The 19364-nt window shown below is 68.1% G+C and carries 18 protein-coding genes; 10 read left to right on the top strand and 8 right to left on the bottom strand.

All coding sequences use genetic code 11. The features are described 5' to 3' along the window. Nucleotides 1-77: 77 nt before the first annotated feature. Nucleotides 78-752, top strand: coding sequence for a DUF4333 domain-containing protein (locus KV110_RS25930; RefSeq protein ID WP_218469872.1), 675 nt, complete (start codon nt 78-80; stop codon nt 750-752). 268 nt (nt 753-1020) lie between these two features. Here the strand turns inward: KV110_RS25930 and KV110_RS25925 are convergent, their stop codons facing one another. Then, nucleotides 1021-1992 (bottom strand): 5'-3' exonuclease, encoded by a 972-nt coding sequence (locus KV110_RS25925; RefSeq protein WP_218469871.1) that lies wholly within the window; start codon nt 1990-1992, stop codon nt 1021-1023. 198 nt (nt 1993-2190) lie between these two features. Here KV110_RS25925 and KV110_RS25920 point away from each other — a divergent pair, with 198 nt between their 5' ends. Continuing rightward, the gene (locus KV110_RS25920) at nt 2191-3318 is read left to right on the top strand and encodes a M24 family metallopeptidase (protein ID WP_218469870.1); all 1128 of its coding nucleotides are present in this window, start codon (nt 2191-2193) and stop codon (nt 3316-3318) included. A 40-nt stretch (nt 3319-3358) separates the two neighbouring features. Here the strand turns inward: KV110_RS25920 and KV110_RS25915 are convergent, their stop codons facing one another. Next, a complete protein-coding gene (locus tag KV110_RS25915) occupies nt 3359-3784 on the bottom strand; it encodes a PPOX class F420-dependent oxidoreductase (RefSeq protein ID WP_218469869.1) in 426 nt (141 codons plus the stop codon). A 170-nt stretch (nt 3785-3954) separates the two neighbouring features. Between KV110_RS25915 and dprE2 the strand changes: the two genes are divergently transcribed. The 4 genes from dprE2 to KV110_RS25895 all read left to right on the top strand — a co-directional run bounded on the left by dprE2 (nt 3955) and on the right by KV110_RS25895 (nt 7530). Next, complete coding sequence (dprE2, locus tag KV110_RS25910; RefSeq protein WP_218469868.1) at nt 3955-4710, top strand: decaprenylphospho-beta-D-erythro-pentofuranosid-2-ulose 2-reductase; 756 nt, start codon at nt 3955-3957, stop codon at nt 4708-4710. Between the two features lie 103 nt (nt 4711-4813). Beyond that, the gene (gene cbiE / locus KV110_RS25905) at nt 4814-6091 is read left to right on the top strand and encodes a precorrin-6y C5,15-methyltransferase (decarboxylating) subunit CbiE (RefSeq protein ID WP_218478887.1); all 1278 of its coding nucleotides are present in this window, start codon (nt 4814-4816) and stop codon (nt 6089-6091) included. 78 nt (nt 6092-6169) lie between these two features. Further along, on the top strand, nt 6170-6787 hold the full coding sequence (locus KV110_RS25900) for a DUF8020 domain-containing protein (RefSeq protein WP_218469867.1): 618 nt from the start codon (nt 6170-6172) through the stop codon (nt 6785-6787). After that, nucleotides 6784-7530: a cobalt-precorrin-6A reductase gene (locus KV110_RS25895; protein ID WP_218478885.1), complete on the top strand. Its 747-nt coding sequence runs from the start codon at nt 6784-6786 to the stop codon at nt 7528-7530. The genes KV110_RS25900 and KV110_RS25895 overlap by 4 nt, the downstream gene beginning before the upstream one ends. On the opposite strand, the gene KV110_RS25890 is transcribed toward KV110_RS25895, so the two are convergent. The 5 genes from KV110_RS25890 to KV110_RS25870 form a co-directional block, all read right to left on the bottom strand. Then, nucleotides 7516-8046 (bottom strand): PadR family transcriptional regulator, encoded by a 531-nt coding sequence (locus KV110_RS25890; RefSeq protein ID WP_218469866.1) that lies wholly within the window; start codon nt 8044-8046, stop codon nt 7516-7518. The genes KV110_RS25895 and KV110_RS25890 overlap by 15 nt on opposite strands. A gap of 75 nt (nt 8047-8121) precedes the next feature. Continuing rightward, the gene (locus KV110_RS25885; protein WP_218469865.1) at nt 8122-8298 is read right to left on the bottom strand and encodes a hypothetical protein; all 177 of its coding nucleotides are present in this window, start codon (nt 8296-8298) and stop codon (nt 8122-8124) included. Between the two features lie 118 nt (nt 8299-8416). Continuing rightward, a complete protein-coding gene (locus KV110_RS25880; RefSeq protein WP_246633980.1) occupies nt 8417-10255 on the bottom strand; it encodes a precorrin-2 C(20)-methyltransferase in 1839 nt (612 codons plus the stop codon). Next, a complete protein-coding gene (locus KV110_RS25875) occupies nt 10252-10887 on the bottom strand; it encodes a precorrin-8X methylmutase (RefSeq protein ID WP_218469864.1) in 636 nt (211 codons plus the stop codon). The genes KV110_RS25880 and KV110_RS25875 overlap by 4 nt, the downstream gene beginning before the upstream one ends. Before the next feature lie 316 nt (nt 10888-11203). Continuing rightward, nucleotides 11204-11641, bottom strand: a complete 438-nt coding sequence (locus KV110_RS25870) for an Lrp/AsnC family transcriptional regulator (protein ID WP_218469863.1) — start codon at nt 11639-11641, stop codon at nt 11204-11206. A gap of 137 nt (nt 11642-11778) precedes the next feature. On the opposite strand from KV110_RS25870, the gene ddaH reads away from it, so the two are divergent. Further along, nucleotides 11779-12621: a dimethylargininase gene (ddaH, locus tag KV110_RS25865; RefSeq protein ID WP_246633979.1), complete on the top strand. Its 843-nt coding sequence runs from the start codon at nt 11779-11781 to the stop codon at nt 12619-12621. 106 nt (nt 12622-12727) lie between these two features. On the opposite strand, the gene KV110_RS25860 is transcribed toward ddaH, so the two are convergent. After that, the gene (locus KV110_RS25860) at nt 12728-13921 is read right to left on the bottom strand and encodes a nitrite/sulfite reductase (protein WP_218469862.1); all 1194 of its coding nucleotides are present in this window, start codon (nt 13919-13921) and stop codon (nt 12728-12730) included. A gap of 195 nt (nt 13922-14116) precedes the next feature. Between KV110_RS25860 and KV110_RS25855 the strand changes: the two genes are divergently transcribed. From KV110_RS25855 to KV110_RS25845, 3 genes are all read left to right on the top strand, one after another. After that, entirely contained in the window at nt 14117-14557 is a 441-nt protein-coding gene (locus KV110_RS25855) for a nuclear transport factor 2 family protein (RefSeq protein WP_218469861.1), read from the top strand. Nucleotides 14558-14905: 348 nt separating this feature from the next. Then, nucleotides 14906-18619 carry a cobaltochelatase subunit CobN gene (cobN, locus tag KV110_RS25850; RefSeq protein ID WP_218469860.1) on the top strand — a complete coding sequence of 1238 codons (3714 nt, stop codon included), beginning with the start codon at nt 14906-14908 and terminating at the stop codon, nt 18617-18619. Nucleotides 18620-18790: 171 nt separating this feature from the next. Further along, on the top strand, nt 18791-19324 hold the full coding sequence (locus KV110_RS25845; protein ID WP_218469859.1) for a DUF8020 domain-containing protein: 534 nt from the start codon (nt 18791-18793) through the stop codon (nt 19322-19324). Nucleotides 19325-19364: the final 40 nt, after the last annotated feature.

The raw sequence follows: 19364 nt of genomic DNA, 5'->3' as shown, positions 1-19364 counted from the left end.
CGGATCAATAGTGCTTGCACGTCGGTTCCCACGCGGGGGGCTACCGTGTGTACAACGATGCGAGTGGAGGCAATCAGATGAGCGGCCCGTTTGGACCCAACGAACCCGGGGAGGGGCGCAACGATCCCACCCAGCAGTGGGGCGGCCAGCAGACACCCGGCGGCACCGGACCGGCCCAGCCCTGGGGCGGTCAACCGCAGACGCCGGCTTCGGCGCAGCCGACCCAGCAGTGGGGTGAGCCGACGCCGCCCCCGCAGCAACAGTGGGGCCAGCAGCCGCCGCAGTGGGGGCAGCAGCCGAATCCGCAATGGGGCCAGCAGCCCGGCCAGCCACAGTGGGGCCAGGGGCAGCCGCAGGATTGGCAGCAGGGCCAGCAGCCCCAGTGGGGTCAGCAGCAACCGCAGTGGGGCCAGCAGCCCGGCCAGCCGCAACAGTCGGGTGGCAAGGGGAAAGGCCTGGTCATCGGCCTGGTCGTGCTCGGTGTCGTGGTCATCGGTGCCATCGTCGCCCTCGTCCTCGTGCTGACCTCCAAGGACAAGCTGGACCAGTCCGCCGTCCAGGACGGCGTCAAGAAGGTACTCACCGACTCCTACGGCATCCAGGACGTCAGCGACGTCGCCTGCCCGTCCGGCCAGGAAGTCAAGGTCGACGCCACCTTCAACTGCGACCTCAAGGTCAGCGGCGAAGCCAAGAAGGTGACCATCAAGATCACCAAGGAAGACGGAACCTACGAGGTCGGCCGCCCCAACTAGGCCCCGGCTCCCTTGTATCCCCGGTCGGCCCACTCCCAGTGGGTCGACCGTTGGTCGTTGCGCCACCTGATCCGCGCGCACCCCCACCGGTACCGATCACGATCAACGGGACGTAGTGGTGGATGCTCTCGGGCGATGCCACCACCATGTCCCGTTGATCATGGTGGCTATCGGCCGACTGGCCGATTCGGGTGCGTTCTTCCTCTGCCGCACGGAGTTCGGTGCGGGTGCGGTGCCTGTTGCTCGGCTCGCGACTATTGCCGGGGGGTCAGGCGGTTCGGGTGGTGAGGGCTTTGATGAGCCGGGTGACGGGGCTTTCGGCGTTGTATGCGGTGGCTAGTTCGCGGAGGCGGTCGGGGTCGGCGGGGGTGGTGGGGAGGGTGTCGGGGCGGGAGAGTTCGACGTCGGCGTCGCAGACGACGCGGACGACGGGGGCCGCTGCCTTCAAATAGTCTTCCGCGGCACGGAGTTTGGCGCGGATGCCCTGGGACAGGTCGGTTTCCGGGTCCTCGACGGCGGCGACCAGCGCCTCGAGGGAACCGAATCGGGAGATCAGCATGGAGGCGGACTTCTCGCCGATGCCCGCTACGCCGGGCAGGCCGTCCGAGGCGTCGCCGCGCAGGGTGGCCAGGTCCGCGTAGGCGCGGCCCGCATTCTCCAGCGGCACACCGTATTTGGCGGCTACTTCGGCGGGTCCGTACAGTTCGGCCTTGGCCAGTCCGCGGCCTGCGTAGAGCACTCGCACGGGCGGCGACGGCGTGTCACGGACGAGCTGCAGCAGGTCGCGGTCACCGCTGACGACGATCACCTCGTCGGTGCTCTCCCGCGTGGCCAGCGTGCCGAGCACGTCGTCGGCTTCCAGCCCCGCCGCGCCGCCGGTCGCGATCCCGGCGGCCGCGAGCACCTCGAGGATCATGTCGACCTGCGGGGTCAGCGTGTCGGGTACCTCTTCGGCGCCGGGGCCCGCGTCCGCGGCGGTGTCGAGCCGGTGCGCCTTGTACGACGGCACCAGTTCTACGCGGAAGGTCGGGCGCCAGTTCAGGTCGAGGCACACCACCAAACGGCTCGGCGCGTGCTTGGTGATCAGCGACGCGACCATATCGGTGAACCCGCGCAACGCGTTCACCGATCGCCCGTCGGGCGCGGTGATCTTCTCGGGGATCGCGTGAAAGGCACGGAACCACAAGCTCGCCCCGTCCAGGAGCAACAGCGGTCCACCGGGAGTCGCAGCAGAAGTCACGCGCTGAGGCTACCTCCCTGCCCCGACAGACCCCTGCTGATCGGACACGAGGTGCGAACAACCGCCGTGCGATGAAGGGGTTCAACCCACCCGCGTCGGAGGGATGTGCAAGGAAACGAATGTGCGAAGACCGGTGGGCGAAGGGGAGTGGAGAAGTTCGGGTTCGCCTGGGCGGGGCGGCCAGGTAACGTCGGACGAATGAGCTCGCATACGGATTCCAGGTTCGCGGCGGACGTTTACGGGGAGCGGTTGGAGCGGGCGGTGGAGCTGATGCGGGCCGCCCATCTGGACGCCTTGTTGATCACTCCGGGCCCGGATCTGCGCTATCTGATCGGATCGGCCGCCGAATCCTTCGAACGGTTGACCTGCCTGGTGATCCCCGCCGACGGTGCGACACCGTCGGTGGTGATTCCGAAGTTGGAACTGGCCTCGCTGGAGGGATCCGCGGCCGGGGAACTGGGTTTGCAGGTGCTGGACTGGGTCGATGGGACCGATCCGTACGGAGTGGTGAAATCCGCGCTGCACGTCGGCTCCCGGGTGGCCGTCGCCGACGCCATGCCCGCCCTGCACCTGATCCCGCTCGCCGCGTCGTTCACCGGCCTGCCCGCCTCCGCCACACCCGTCCTGCGGGAACTGCGGATGATCAAGGACACCGCGGAGATCGACGCGCTGCGCCGCGCGGGTGCCGCGATCGACCGCGTGCACGCCAGGATGGGTGAATTCCTCCAGGTCGGCCGCACCGAGGCGGAGGTCGGCGGGGATATCGCCGCCGCCATCGTCGAGGAGGGCCATACCGAGGCCGCGTTCGTCATCGTCGGCAGCGGCCCGCACGGCGCCGACCCGCACCACGGTATGTCCGAGCGGCGCATCGAGGCCGGCGACGTGGCGGTCATCGACATCGGCGGCCCCGTCGACCCCGGCTACTACTCCGACTCGACCCGCACCTATGTGCTCGGCGAGCCGGACCCGAAGATCGCCGCCCGGTTCGCGGCGCTGGAACGCGCCCAGGCCGCCGCCGTAGCCGCCGTCCGCCCCGGCGTCACCGCCGAGTCGGTGGACGCCGCCGCGCGAAACCCGTTGACCGAGGCCGGTTTCGGTGCGGCATTCGTGCACCGCACCGGCCACGGCATCGGCCTGTCCGTGCACGAAGAGCCCTACATCGTCGAAGGCAACGACCTGGTACTGCAACAGGGCATGGCCTTCAGCATCGAGCCCGGCATCTACTTCCGCGGTGACTGGGGCGCCCGCATCGAAGACATCGTCGTAGTCACCGCGGACGGGTGCGAGTCGATGAATCAGCGTCCCCACTCGCTGACGGTCCTGTAGCGGACCACAGTCCCACCGCGTTAGCTCTGCCCCCGCGGAGTTATTGCTGGGGGGCGTTATCGTCCGGGGCGGCGAGGGTGCGGCTGGACATGACCCGCTGCACCTCGATCGCGATGACCACGCGGGTCGGGTTCTCGCGCGGGACCCGGTAGCGGTCCGCGTAGCGCCGTTCCGCCTCGGTGACGTCGTCCGGAGCGTCGAGGATCGTCGCCGGGCCTTCCAGGGTGAGCCAGCGCGCCCCCGCCACCTGGCTCACCGCCGCGTAACCTCCGCGCCGAACGTTGCGTACCTTCGCCGACGCCCCATCGGTGATCACCCTGGCGATCCGGGCCGTCGGATCCCAGGTGAAGCCCACCGCCACCACATGCGGTGTCCCGTTCGCCCGCAACGTGGTCAACGTCGCGAGGTGGCGCTCGTTCACGAACTCGAGCGCGGCGGGGGAGAGCGCAGTGGTCATCGTCGGCATCCCTCGACCGTAGCGGCCACCCTGGCCCACGTCCCACAAGGACCCGCCCGCACCATGGTCAACGGGACATCACCGAGCCCGCACTCGGGAAATCACTCGGCCATGTCGCGTCGATCATGCGGCCGCCGGGTCGGCACAGGTGGGTGGGGCGGGAATGACAGACTGGGCGGATGGGATCGCGCGGGATTGCGGATGGGACGGTGCTGCTGCTCGGCGGGCGCAGTGAGATCGGGGTCGAGGTGGCGCGGCGGCTGGCGCCGGGGGAGGTGGTGATCCTCGCGGCCCGGCGCAGCGGCGAGCTGGCGGAACAGCGCGCGGAGATCGAGTCGGCCGGCGCGGCGGCCGTGCACTGCGTGGAGTTCGACGCCGACGACACGGCGAATCATCCGGCGTTCCTGGAGAAGGTCACGGCCGAGTACGGGCCGATCGGAGTGGCGGTGCTCGCGTTCGGCATCCTCGGCGATCAGGCACGGGCCGAACGAGATCCGGCGCACGCACTCGCCGTGGTGCACACCGACTACGTCGCCCAGCTCAGCGTGCTCACCACGCTCGCGAATCTGCTTCGCGCCCAAGGCGATGGGCAGATCGTCGCGTTCAGCTCGGTGGCCGGTGTCCGGGTCCGCCGCGCCAACTACGTCTACGGATCGGCGAAGGCCGGACTCGACGGTTTCGCCAGTGGGCTCGCGGATGCGTTGCACGGCAGCGGTGTTCACCTCCTGCTGGTGCGCCCAGGTTTCGTCATCGGCCGGATGACCGAGGGCATGGAACCGGCACCCTTTTCCAGCAAGCCGCACCAGGTGGCCGATGCTGTGGTCAAGGGACTGCACAAGCGCTCGGGAACGGTCTGGGTGCCTCGCATCCTCCAGCCGGTCTTCTTCGTGATGCGCTTACTGCCCCAAGCGATCTGGCGCCGGATGCCACGGTGAGCGGTCAGGGCTGGGTGACGCTGCTTCGGCACGGTACGGCGGGCGCCGATTTGATGTGCGCCCCCTCGGCACCGCATGCTCTGCCAGGCGGCCCCAGGTGACGATGTCGTGGTCCGGGCCGCCGGTCGTAGTCGCCGGGATCGGAGCCGACGGGTGGGACGGACTCGGTCGATCGGCGCGGGAGGCGATCGCGTCAGCCGAGGTGATCTTCGGCTCGGCGCGCCAGCTTGCCCTTGTGCCGGAACAGGTTTCGGCGGGGGAGCGGGTTACCTGGCCGTCGCCATTGCTGCCTGCGCTGCCAGGGCTGTTCGAACGGTATGCCGGGGCCCGGGCATGTGTGCTGGCCAGCGGGGACCCGATGTTCTATGGGATCGGCGTGACGCTGGCGCGGTTGCTGGGGGCCGGTTCGTTGCGGGTGTTGCCGCAGCCGTCGTCGGCGTCGTTGGCGTGTGCGCGGCTGGGCTGGGGCGTGGCCGAAACGCCGGTGGTCAGTGTGGTGGGTCGGGCTTTGGAGACAGTGCTTCCGGAACTGGTGCACGGGCGAAGGGTGCTGGTGCTCAGCGCCGATCAGCACACTCCGGCGCGACTTTCGGAGTTGTTGTCGCGCAACGGCTTCGGTGATTCGGCGCTGACGGTGCTCGAACAGCTGGGCGGTCCCGCGGAACGAATCGAGGCGGGGATGGCGAAGCAGTGGCAGCGGCCCCCTGGAGATCCGCTGAACATCCTGGCGATCGAGTGCGTCGCGGACGCGGGACAAATTCGCGCGACCCGCCTACCCGGCCTGCCGGACGAATTGTTCAGCGGCGACGGCCAACTCACCAAGCACGAGGTCCGGGCACTGACGTTGGCCGCACTGGCGCCCGCGCCAGGAGAACTGCTGTGGGATATCGGCGGCGGCTCGGGCAGTATCGCGATCGAATGGTGCCGCACCCATCCCAGTTGCCGGGCAATTACTTTCGAACGGCTCGAGCACAGGCGGCGGCACATCGCCGACAATGCCGCCGCCCTCGGTGTTCCGCACATCGATGTGCGCGGCGAGGCGCGCGCGGAACTGGGCCGGGCAGCGCAGGCCGACGGTGCCGAAGTCGCCCCTCCGGACGCCATTTTCGTCGGTGGCGGCCTCACCCAGGATGGCCTACTCGAGACATGCTGGTCGCAGCTGCGACACGGCGGTCGGCTCGTCGTCAACGCGGTGACCGCGGAATCGGAATCATTGCTGCTCAGCTGGGCGTCCGCGCACGGGGGCGGATTGCGGAAGTTTCAGATCTACCGCGCGGAGGCACTGGGATCATTCACGACTTGGCGCCCGCAGCTGCCGGTGACGCAATGGTCTGTTGTGAAGATGCACAATGCGGCGCCGCGAAACGAGGTCCGCGGATGAAACGGGTTCGGCCCAGCAGGTAGGGTCGGGGCCGATATCCGATCATGATCGGAAATCCGGTTCCTGATGGGGAGATAGATGAAATACAAGAAATTCGCCGCAACCGCACTGTTGGCCATCGCCGCTACCGGTGTCACCGCCGGTACCACGTACGCTGCTCCGGTGCCGCCCGCGGTGCAGGATCAGACCACCACCGCGCCGACCGTCAAGGGTGAGGACCAGGGCGTCAGCTACGCCCTGCAGCTGGCCGACGCGGGCAAGTCCGTCGTCACCAGCGTCACCGGCGGCGCGTTCAGCCTGGCCGGTGACAAGCAGTCGGTCACCCTGAAGAATTCCGCGGGCGAGACCGTCACCACCATTCCGCTCACCGCGACGGCCAAGGGTCAGCCGGTGCAGATCGCCGCGGCTATCGCCGACGACGCCTCGCAGCTGACGCTGACCCCGCAGGTCACGCCGACCGCGAGCGCGCCGACCACCGCCGAGTTCATCGGCGCGCAGGACTGGTTCTTCGCCGAGTTGCAGCGTGCCTCGCTCGGCGCGCTGGTCGGCGGCCTGATCGGCGCGGCGGTCGGCATCCTGTTCTTCGGCGTCGGCATCCTGCCCGGTGCCGTGCTCGGCGCGATCATCGGTCTTGCCGTCGCGGGCGGACCGTCGTTGCTGAACGCGGGCATCGCCTACTTCAGCGGCCAGCCCTGAGAATACTGATTCTGGGCGGTACCCGGGAAGCCAGGGAACTCGCTCACATCGCTTCCGGCGAGCAAGGATTCGACATCGTCTCCTCGCTCGCCGGTCGCGTTCGCGACCCGCTGTTGCCGGTCGGTGCGGTGCGCGTCGGCGGCTTCGGCGGCGTCGACGGGCTGCGGGAGTGGTTGCGGACCAACGAGATCGGTGCGCTGGTCGATGCCACGCATCCGTTCGCGGGTGTCATCAGCGCGAATGCCGCTGCGGCAGCGACGGATCTGGGTCTTCCGCTCGTGCATGTGCGGCGGCCCGGCTGGTCCGCGCAGCCCGGCGACCGGTGGATTCGGGTACCCGACCTCGCCGCAGCGGCAAAGTCCGTTGGTGAGCTCGGTGAGCGGGTGTTCTTGACCATCGGACGTCAGGGTGTCGGCGCTTTCGCCGGACTGACCCGCCCTTGGTTCTTGATCCGTGCCATCGACCCACCCGAAGGCGCGCTTCCGGCGAATCATGAACTACTGCTTGCCCGCGGGCCTTTCACGCTCGAGGACGAATCGCGGCTGCTGGCGGACAAGCGCATCGATGTACTCGTCACCAAGGACAGCGGCGGCGATCAGACCGATGCCAAGCTCATCGCCGCCCGTTCGGCGGGAATCCCAGTCGTCATGATCGACCGCCCGCCACTGCCTGACGCCGCCGTGGTGATGGAAACCGTTGCGCAGGCGTGGGATTGGCTGCGCGAGCGGTCAGCGGCCGAGTAGTTCGGGCAACCGGTCGAACCAATCGAGTACGGCGCGTTCGTATCCGATACCGAAATCCAGGGTGGCGCGGGCGTAGGGCGGCAGGTCGGTGGGGTCCTCATCGAGGTACTTGGTGAGCCGCGTCTGATGAATCTCCCTGTTGGCGGCGATGATCCGGTCCAGATGCGCGCGATCGAGGTGGTCGCCGAAGGACAGCGTGAGCAGCAGGGGGAAGCGGATGTTCTCGCCGCCGGGATCGCGGGCGATCCACTCCAGGAAGGCTTCCCGGCCGGTATCGGTGATCAGATAGGGCGTGCGCTCACGGGCCCCCGGCGCGCCTTTCTCGACCAGCCCGGCCGCGTCCATCGCGTTGAGTTCCCGATAGACCTGGCTCTGCGTGATCGTCCAGAAGTCGCCGATCCGGTCCTGGGCCTTGGCCACTAGGTCCCAACCGGACATGGGGCCTTCGTGCAGAAATCCGAGCAGCGACGCGGCCGTGGAGTTCAACGGCTTGTGGCTGGTCGCGGTTTTCGTCAACCGACTGCTCCCTTCGCTGTCAACCTTCCATAGTGGAATGTTATACGAACGCGTGCGCCGGGTTCGCGAGGTGACCTATTTGCCGTCGACCAACTGATCGAGACGGGCGAGTACCAGCGCCATGCCTTCTTCCAACCGCACTTGACTCAGGCGAAGTTCGACGAGGTCTTCCTCGATCTTCTCGGTGCGCTCCTCGATCCGGTTGATGCCGTCGAGCGCCTTTCTGGTCAGAGCCGCGAGCTCGCTGAGCACATCGCCCTGTTCGTCGAGCGCTTGTTCGCTTGCGGGGCCTCCAGGGCTCGGGCGCGCAGCGTCAGCTCCGACAGTGTCGCGGCCAAGATCCCTCCATTCGTCAGTGCGTCAGCAGATCCTACGCGTCGGCCGGCGCCGCGTCGCCCGTCCCCGCGTAGCGACGCGAGGTGTAAACGCGGACGCCCTGGTCGGTGTGCATTGCCACGGTGGTCGACGCGCCGATGATCAACAGGGTGCGCATGTCGACCTCGGCCGGGTCGAGGTCGCCGAGCGACACCACCCGGACGGACTCGGTCGGGCCGCCCACGTCGCGGCCGAGCACCACGGGCGTGTCGGGCTTCCGATGCTCCAGCAGCAGATCCCGCATCGCACCGACCTGCCAGGTGCGCTGCGAGGAGGCCGGGTTGTACACGGCGATCGCCATGTCGGCGGCGGCGACCGCGGAAAGCCGTTGGGCGACAACCTCCCACGGCTTGAGTCGATCCGAGAGGGAGATCATCGCGTAGTCGTGCCCGAGCGGCGCACCGGCCCGGCTGGCCACCGCATTGGCCGCGGTGAGGCCGGGCAGCACCCGCACGGGCACCGCGCGCCACTGCGGATCCGCGGCTTCCTCGAGCACCGCTGCCGCCATCGCGAACACACCCGGATCGCCCGAGGACACCACCACGACCCGGGCGCCCCGCCTGGCCAGATCCAATGCCATGGCGGCGCGCTCCGACTCGACACGGTTGTCGCTGGCATGCCTGCGCTGTCCCGGCCGGGCGGGGACTCGATTCAGATAGGTGGTGTAGCCGACGAGATCCGTTGCGTCGGCGAGTGCTTCGTGCACCTCGGTTGTTGTCCACTCGGGTGCGCCAGGGCCGAGCCCGACGACGATCACTTGACCGGGGCGGTCGGGTGCGCGATCGAGAGGCGCGTCATCGGCGAAAGAGGGCGCAACCGTGCTGGTTTCGTGGTGCTCGACGGGCGAATCTCTCGTTGCGGCGGGTGCATTTGCGCGAGATCGAGTGGGTGAACTCGCGCGAGAGTGATCGTTGGCCGAGACATGCAGCGCTGCATCAAGTTCCGTGGCCGCTCGGGGGAGCGGAGTGGTCGGCGTCGGGCCTGGCACGAGGGTGATGGAGAAGTACGGGACATCCGCGTCGTCCACCTCGGCGGCGCGCAGGACGCGTTGACGGGTGCTGCTCGCGCGTTCCACGTAGTAGGCGTCGTCGAGCCGACCGGAATCCGAAAGTGCTTGGCGCACATGGGGGTAGGTGCGGCCGAGCTTCATGATGGCGGCAGCCTCGGTGTCGCGCAGGCGGCGGGTGAGCTCGTCGACGGGCATGGTGCCGGGCAGCACGGTCAGCACCTGCTCGCCCTCGACCAGCGGGGTCCCCAGCGCCGCCGACGCGGCGCTGACCGAGGTGATCCCGGGGATGATCTCGGCCTCGAATCGATCCGCCAGCCGTCGGTGCATGTGCATGTAGGAGCTGTAGAACAGGGGGTCGCCCGCGGCGAGCAGCGCGACCGAGCGTCCGGCCGCCAGGTGTCCGGCCAGCCGTTGCGCGGCCTGCTCGTAGAACTCATCGATCGCACCCTGATAGCCACCGGGGTGGACGGTGGTCTCGGTGGTCACCGGGTAGACGAGATGCTCCTCCAGTTGTCCGGCCCGCATATACGGTGCGGCAATAGCTCTGGAGATGCTGCGCCCGTGCCGCGCGCTGTGGAACGCGATCACATCGGCCGCGGCGATCACCCGCGCCGCCTTCACCGTGACAAGCTCGGGGTCGCCCGGTCCGAGTCCCACACCCCACAATTTGCCTGGCGCGGTAGCTGTTTCGCCGAACTGCACGTCGCCCTCCTGCGGCAGGTGACGCTGGTCACCTCGGGTGGCGTGCTGACTCGGCACCGATCCGCGGTCGGGCGGCCGAGTCGCATCGTCCGCTTGCCTGGCACCAGCCGTGCTGTCCGTCATTCCTGTTCGCTCGCAATCGCATTCAGCGCGGAGGCGGTGATGGCGCTGCCGCCGCGCCGACCGCGAACGGTGAGGTACTCGACACCGCCGAAACCCACCAGCGCGTCCTTGGATTCGGCCGCGCCGATGAAGCCGACGGGGATTCCCAGGATGGCGGCCGGGCGAGGCGCACCCGCATCGAGCATGTCCAGCAGATGGAACAGCGCGGTCGGCGCGTTCCCAATGGCGACGACAGCACCGTCGAGATGCTCCCGCCACAGCTCGAGCGCCGCCGCGGAACGCGTATTCCCCATGGCCGCAGCCAGTTCTGGCACCCGAGGATCGGCAAGCGTACAGATCACCGCATTATCGGCAGGCAACCGCTTACGCGTCACCCCCGACGCGACCATATTGGCATCACACAAAATCGGCGCCCCCGCCCGCAACGCCCCCCGCGCCGCAGCCACCACCCCCGCCGAAAAAGCCACATCCCCCGCCAAATCCACCTGCCCACACCCGTGAATCATCCGCACCACCACCCGAGCCACATCCGGCGGAAACCCACTCAAATCCGCCTCCGCCCGAATCATCGCAAACGAGCGCCGATAAATCTCGGCCCCATCGGTCAGGTAACTGGCACGCACATCGGACATGCGCCCCACCCTAAGAGGTCCCTCCCACCCCAGGTCGGCGCGGGTAGCCAGTGGCCAGTACCCCCACCGCCCGCCGAGCGGGACATGAGAGAGGCGACTCGCCGCTCGGCGCTCGGTGAGGTCCCGCTCGGAGGCAGCGTCGGCGGTGGGATGCCGGATTACCGCTCGGACTCTCGATTCCCGGGGCGCGAAGTCCCTGTGGTGAAGACGGCGCCTTCTCGCTAGCCAGCCATGGCGATGTCGACAGACAGCCGCCAAGTGGGACATGAGGAAGGCGACTCGCCGGTTGGGGTGCGGTGAGGTCCCGCTGGGCCGGTTAGGTGCGGGGGCGTTCGAGGATGCGGGACATGACGATTGAGCTGCGGGTGCGGCCGACTCGGGCGTTTTCGCGGATTCGTTCGACGGTTACCTCGATTTCGGCCATGTCGGTGGCCATTACGTGGACGAGTGCGTCGGCCTCGCCCGCGATCGTCCACACGCCGACGACCTGCGGGATCGGTTCCAGGCTGCGGCGGAGTTCGGCGGGGGAGATGTTGTCGCGGTAGTACACCTCGACGTAGGCCTCGGTCTTCCAGCCCATCGCCGCCGGGTTGACCAGCGCGGTGAAACCGGTGATCTGTTTGTTCGCGACCATCTTGTCGACACGCCGCTTCACGGCGGGGGCGGTCAGGCCCACCGCGCTGCCGATTTCTTGGAACGAGGCACGCGCGTGTCTGAGCAGGTGCTCCAAAATGCGCCGGTCGATGTCGTCCACGTCACACCCGCTTCCGTATCGCGCAATTATTCGGTGCTCTAGCGCTGATATGCGCAACGATTCGTTGTTCCTGGCGCAATAGTAGGCGAATTACCGTCGTGTGAGCAGCAAGATCGCGCCGACCTCCGGGAGACACGTTGACGTCAGTAGCCACCCTCCGCGCCGAGACCACCGCCCGTCAGCCGTTGCCGCGACGGTTCGTCATGTGCCGTCCGGACTACTTCGAGGTGACCTACTCCATCAATCCGTGGATGGATCCGACCGAGCCGGTCGACCGGTCCCTCGCCCTGCTGCAGTGGGAAACGCTGCGCGCCACCTACGAGGAGTATGGGCACAAGGTAGACGTAGTGCCCGGCGTGCCCGGCCTGCCGGACATGGTGTTCGCCGCGAACGGCGGCCTCATCATCGGCGACCGCGCGATGTCGGCCAAGTTCACCCACCCCGAACGCGCCGCCGAGGGACCCGCCTACCACCGCTGGTTCGCCCAGCACGGGCTGGCCGGACTGGTCGACGCCAAGGAGGTCAACGAGGGTGAAGGCGACTTCCTCCTGGTCGGTGACCGCATGCTGGCCGGGATGGGATTCCGCAGCTCGCTCGCCGCGCATCAGGAAGTGGCGCAGCACTTTTCCCGCCCGGTGGTCTCATTGGAGCTGGTCGACCCGCGCTTCTACCACCTCGACACCGTCCTGCTGCCCCTCGACGACACCACCATCGCCTACTTCCCACCCGCCTTCAGCCCGGCGAGCCAGGCAGTGCTCACCGAGCTGTACCCCGACGCCATCGTCGCCACCGACGCGGACGCCGAAGTCCTCGGCTTGAACGGCGTCTCCGACGGTTTCAACGTCTTCCTCAGCGACAAGGCCACCACCCTGATCGAATCGCTGCGCACCCGCGGCTACAACCCAGTCGGCATCGACATGTCCGAACTCCTCAAGGCCGGCGGCAGCGTCAAGTGCTGCACCTTGGAAGTCCACGAGTAGACAGCGGGTACATGGTCAACGGGACATAGTGGCGGACCCTCTCGGGCGATGCCCCCACCATGTCCCCTTGATCATGGGCGCGCGGATTCGGGCTGGGTGGGGACGGTCAGTCGATGCGGTAGCCGGTGTCGGTGGCGGTCACGTCGGTGACGATGCCGCGTGGTCGGCCGCAGCGGCGGTCGCAGCCGGACCAGTGTTGGCGTCCGGCGACTACCAGCTCGTTTGCGGGTAGCGTGGGGATGTCTTGGCGTGCAGGGGGTTTCGATTCTGGCGGCAGGACTCGGCCCGTTTCGACGGCGGCTGTGACGTCCGCGCGGACGTCGGTGCGTGACTTTGCGCAGCCTGGCCGACCCGCGCAGGCGCTGACCTGGAGCCAGGGGGAGTTGGCGTCGAAGATTAGGTCCATCGGGGCGAGCACGCGGACAACTTGCTCGGCGGCCCATTCGGCCAAGTCGGCGATGATAAGCGTGCGCCACGGGGTGATGAAGACGGGACGGTCGACGGCGGCGATGAATTCGGCGGTGCGGGCGGGTAGGGAGCCAAGGCGGACGCCTGCGCCGAGGCTGACCAAACCGTTGTCCTGATCCAGCCAGCCGATCGGAATGTCTTGGGCCGCAGTGAAATCGACCCGTTCGGCAGCGGGGGTGAGGCCGAGGTGGTCCGCTACCCGCGCGGCGCCGTCCTCGATGTCGTGCAGCCGCCACCGGCCCGCCTCGTCGCCACGCAGGTCGAGGAAGGTGTGCGCGGCGGCGAGCATGACATCGACCGCGTCGGCGGCCGAAACCCGGATGCCGGAGTCAGTTCCCGCCAGCACGAGCGCGAATTCGTCTGGGCCCGTGGCATGTACGCCGATATCGCCGTCGAGGCCGCTGATATCGCCACGCCCGTCGTCGAGGGTGAACAGCACTCGGCCGGGGAGTTCGGCCAGGCGCGGCGCGGCAAGCAGTCCGGCGTCGAGGACCGGGACGAGTGGATGGACATCCGCCGCGCCACCGATCCGACCGGACAGCGGCGAAGCGATAATATTGCGCACCCGCTCATGCGTCCGACTCGGCAACAACCCCGCCGCAGCCAACCGCCCGGTCAGCTCCGCGGCATCTCGCACCTGCCGCAACTGAACATTCCCTCGCGACGTCAGCTCGATATCCCCACCCGCGAGCTCCCGCGCCGCCTCAGCCAACACCTGCACCTGCCCCGGTTCCAACCGCCCACCGGGCACCCGGATCCGCGCCAGCGGCCCATCGGCCGCCTCATGCAACCGCAGCACACCGGGACAGGAATCCGGAACACGTCGACTCATAGTCCACCCAGCCTACGTACCCCCACCAACCAGCCATCCAGCGAGCAGGCACCCGAACACGGCCCCGCGAGCGGGACATCACTGCGGCATCGGCCGAGTGAACGCTCCATGGTGTCCCGTTCGGTGAACCGACGGGGCGCGGGGCAAGAAACCGGTTGGGAGGCGAGAGGGGGTGCGGGCCGATAGGGTGGGGGTATGTCCGAAATCTCTACCCTTGCAGACCGTCTCGCGATTGCTGACGTGGTTACTCGGTTGTTCGTCTTTACCGATCAGCGGCGGTGGGGGGAGTTGGTTGATGTGGTTTTTGCGGCGAAGGTGGATTTTGATGGGGGATTCGGGGGGCCGGTGGGGGAGCGGGATGCGGTCGATATCGTCGAGGATTGGCGGGTCGGGCTCGGTGAACTGGATGAGGTTCACCATCAGGCCGGGAATCAGTTGATCGATCTTCAGGGGGATGTGGCGACCGTGCATGCTGATGCGATCGCGGTGCACGTGAAGAATTCCGCTGTCAATGGCAAGACCCGCACGTTCGTTGGCAGCTACGCCATCGGTACCGAGCGCACGCCGGACGGCTGGCGGATCAACCGGTTCCACTATCACCTCAAGGTGATCGACGGAAACGCCGACCTGACGTAGCGATCGCCGTGTCGTTCTGGCGTTGTGGTCGCGGTGTCGTTCTGACGTAGCCATCGCGGCACCGTTTCCTTGCGGCGCGGACCGGGCATCAACTGTGCCCCGCAACCGTCGGCCACTTCCGCGCCGCCCGCAGCCCCGCCCGCGACCGCATGAATCGAACCGCACAGAGCGGCAGGTAGCATCTGGATGCTCGGCGGGCGATGAGGAAACCGGTGGAAATCCGGTGCGGTCGCGCCACTGTGAAAAGCCAGACCCTCTGGGCTTACCCACCCGCCGGCTCCGCTGGCTGCCGACCCCGGTGGCGAGCAGCAAACCGATGGGCGCGTAACCCGAGGAAGGCCGTCACCTGTGATTCTGCTGCTGTCCACGTCCGACACCGATCTGCTGAGCGCCCGCGCGAGCGGCGCCGAGTACCGGTGGGGGAATCCCGCTCGGCTGCTGGTGGACGATTTGCCCGCGCTGCTCGACGGCGCCGATCTGGTGATCGTGCGCATTCTCGGCGGCAAGCGCGCCTGGGAGGACGGTCTCGAAGCGATCCGGGCCAGCGGCGTGCCGATGGTGGCCCTCGGTGGCGAGATCGCGCCGGACGCGGAGCTGATGGAGTGCTCGACCGTCCCCGGCGGTGTCGCCGCCGACGCGCACAACTACCTGGCCGCGGGCGGCTCGGCGAACCTGCGGCAGCTGCACAACTTCCTGTCCGACACTGTCCTGCTGACCGGCCACGGCTTCGAGCCGCCGGTGCAGTTGCCGAGTTGGGGTGTGCTGCAACGAGCAACGGACGCCGAGCAGCCGACTTCGGCTGACGCGGTCGACATTCCGACCGTAGCGGTGATCTATTACCGCGCACAGCATCTCGCCGGGAATACCGCCTATATCGAAGCACTCTGTCAGGCGATCGAAGACGCGGGTGCGCGGGCCCTGCCGCTGTACTGTGCCTCGCTGCGCACCGCCGAGCCCGAACTGCTCGCGACCCTGCGACAGGCCGACACCCTGGTGGTGACGGTGCTCGCCGCGGGTGGCACGAAGCCCGCGACCGCCTCGGCGGGCGGTGAGGACGAGGCCTGGGACGTGGGAGCACTGGCCGACCTCGATGTGCCCATCCTGCAAGGCTTGTGCCTGACCAGCGGCCGCGCGCAGTGGGCGGCCAACGACGACGGCCTGTCCCCGCTCGATGTCGCCACCCAGGTCGCGGTTCCGGAATTCGACGGCCGAATTATCACGGTTCCCTTCTCCTTCAAGGAGTTCGACGCCGACGGCCTGTCCACGTACGTGCCGGACGCCGAACGCGCGGCCAGGGTCGCGGGCATCGCGGTGCGCTACGCCCGGTTGCGCCATATCCCGGCCGAACGCAAGCGCATCGCCCTCATGCTGTCCGCCTACCCGACCAAGCACGCCCGCATCGGCAACGCCGTCGGCCTGGACACCCCCGCCAGCGCCATCCGCCTGCTCACCGAAATGCGCAGTGCCGGTTACGATCTCGGTGCACCCGGCGAGATCCCCGGCCTCGAAGAACGCGACGGCGACGCGCTCATCCACGCGCTCATCGCAGCGGGCGGCCAGGATCCGGACTGGCTGACCGCGGAACAGCTGGAGGGCAACCCGATTCGGATCAGCGCGGCCACCTACACCGCGTGGTTCGACACCCTGCCGGAAGACCTGCGCGAAGCGGTGACCGAAGCATGGGGCCCGCCGCCCGGCGAGCTCTACGTCGACCGCTCCGCCGATCCGAACGGTGAAATCGTCATCGCCGCATTGCGATTCGGCAATGTGGTGCTGATGGTGCAGCCGCCACGCGGTTTCGGCGAGAACCCGGTCGCCATCTACCACGACCCCGATCTGCCGCCCAGTCACCACTACCTTGCCGCCTACCGATGGCTCAGCGCGCCAGAGGGTTTCGGCGCCGACGCGATGGTGCACCTTGGCAAGCACGGCAACCTGGAGTGGCTGCCCGGCAAGACCCTCGGCATGTCCGCTTCCTGCGGTACCGACGCCGCCCTCGGTGACCTGCCGTTGATCTACCCGTTCCTGGTGAACGATCCGGGCGAAGGCACCCAGGCCAAGCGCCGCGCTCACGCGACCCTGGTCGACCACCTCATCCCGCCGATGGCACGCGCCGAAAGCTACGGCGACATCTCACGTTTGGAGCAGCTGCTCGACGAGCACGCCAACATCTCCACCCTCGACCCGGCCAAGCTGCCCGCCATCCGCCAGCAGATCTGGACGCTGATGCGCGCGGCGAAAATGGACCACGACCTCGGCTTGGCCGAACGCCCCGACGAGGATGTCTTCGATGACATGCTGCTGCACGTCGATGGCTGGCTGTGTGAGATCAAGGACGTGCAGATCCGCGACGGCCTGCACATCCTCGGCCAGGCTCCGGCGGGGGAGAGCGAGGTCGACCTGGTGTTGGCCATGCTCCGTGCCCGCCAGCTGTGGGGCGGCGAGCGGAACGTGCCCGGCCTGCGGGAAGCCTTGGGGCTGGACGAATCCGGCACCGAGGCGCGCGGCCGGGTCGACGTGGTCGAGAGCCAAGCCCGCGGACTGGTCGCGGCCCTGCAAGCCGCCGACTGGTCGGCAGACGCGGTCGACCGACTGGTCGACGAGTTCGCCGCCGCGCTCTTGGCCCCCACGACGGTTGTCGCGCAACCCGATACACGACAGTCCGCCGCCGAACACGCCGACACCAACGCACCGGCTGACTCCACCCCCGACCCCCGCCTGACCGCCGTCCGCTCCGTACTCCGATTCGCCGCAACCGAAGTCGTCCCCCGCCTCCGCCAGACCGGCATCGAGATCGACCGCGTCCTGCACGCCCTGAACGGCGGCTTCATCCCCGCGGGTCCTTCCGGCTCACCCCTGCGCGGCCTGATCAACGTGCTGCCGACCGGCCGCAACTTCTACTCCGTCGACCCGAAGGCCGTCCCGTCCCGGCTGGCCTGGGAAACCGGTCAGGCCATGGCGGATTCGCTGCTGGCCCGCTACCTGGCCGACCACGGCGAGTACCCGCGTTCGGTGGGCCTCTCGGTGTGGGGCACCTCGGCGATGCGCACCTCCGGCGACGATATAGCCGAAGTCTTTGCCCTGCTGGGTGTCCGGCCGGTGTGGGACGAGGCGAGTCGCCGCGTCACCAGGCTCGAGGTGATCTCGCTCGACGAATTGTCCCGTCCCCGTATCGATGTGACGGTCCGCATCAGCGGCTTCTTCCGTGACGCCTTCCCGCACGTGCTCGCCCTGCTCGACGACGCGGTGCGGCTGGTCGCCGAACTCGACGAGCCCGCCGAGTCGAATTACGTTCGCGCGCATGCCGAGGCCGACCTGGCCGAGCACGGCGACGCCCGGCGCGCCACCACCCGCATCTTCGGTTCCAAGCCGGGCACCTACGGTGCGGGCCTGCTGCAACTCATCGACTCGAAGAGCTGGCGCACCGACGACGACCTCGCGCAGGTCTACACCACCTGGGGTGGCTACGCCTACGGCCGCGACCTCGACGGCGCACCCGCCGCCGACGACATGCGCACCGCGTACCGGCGAATCGCGGTGGCCGCCAAGAACACCGACACCCGCGAGCACGACATCGCCGACTCCGACGACTACTTCCAGTTCCACGGCGGCATGGTCGCCACCGTGCGCGCGCTCACCGGCAAGAACCCCGAGGCCTACATCGGCGACAGCACCCGCCCCGACGCGGTGCGCACCCGCACCCTCTCCGAGGAGACCTCGCGGGTTTTCCGGGCCCGCGTGGTGAACCCGCGCTGGCTGGAGGCGATGCGCAGGCACGGCTACAAGGGCGCGTTCGAGATGGCCGCCACGGTCGACTACCTGTTCGGCTACGACGCCACCACCAACGTCGTCGCCGACTGGATGTACGAGAAGCTGGCGGAGAGCTACGTTTTCGATGACGTGAACCGCAAGTTCATGGAGCAGTCCAACCCGTGGGCGCTGCACGGCATAGCCGAGCGGCTGCTGGAGGCCGCCGAGCGCGACCTGTGGGAGCACCCGGAGCAGGCGACGCTGGACCGGTTGCGTCAGGTCTATCTGGAGACCGAAGGGGAATTGGAATAACAAAAAAATCAACCCCCCAATTGTTGGGGAGTTTGAAACCTATGATCTTGCAAGGCAATTCAATTCGCTGAATTCTCTCGACATGCTCTTGTCAAGGGAGCATGATCGAGGGTGTTCCACGGCCGTTTCCGGGGAAACGTGATCGAATCGGCTAGCAGATTGGAAAGCCTTATGAGTATCAAGAAATTGGTAGCGACCACGGCGATCACCATTGCCGCCACGGGTATCGCTGCCGCCACCGCACACGGTCAGGCAGAAGTGGCCGACGCCGCGATCAGCGGGGTCGACAAGGGCGTCGCGTACACGGCGGCGGTCGCGCCGGACCACTCGAGTGCGACGGTATCGCTTGCCTCCGGCAAGTTCGTGCTGACGCCTGATCAGGGCATCTCCGTGGTGGCGCCGGACGGTGCGGTGGTGGCCAGCGTGCCGACCACGATGCAGACGGTGTCGGGTCAGCAGGTGCAGGTCGCGCCGGTAGTAGACGCCAGCGCAACCACTTTGACGCTGACACCGGTGGGTGCGGCGGTGCCGGAGCCCGGTGCGCCGCAGTTCATCGGTGATGCGGGCACCACCGTGGCCGGTGTGTTGATCGGCTGCGCGATCGGGTTCCTGATCGGCCTGATCTTCCTGGTAATCGGGGCCGTTCCCGGTTGCATCATCGGCGGGATCATCGGCGGCATCGCCGGCGCAAACCAGCCGACGTAAATCGGCGGGTAATACCCACCGTGGCCGCCCGGCCCCGATC

The organism is Nocardia iowensis (assembly GCF_019222765.1).
GTDB classification, from domain to species: domain Bacteria; phylum Actinomycetota; class Actinomycetes; order Mycobacteriales; family Mycobacteriaceae; genus Nocardia; species Nocardia iowensis.
The sequence above is the reverse complement of the archived record's forward strand: the minus strand, read 5'-3'. Positions and strand labels throughout refer to the sequence as shown.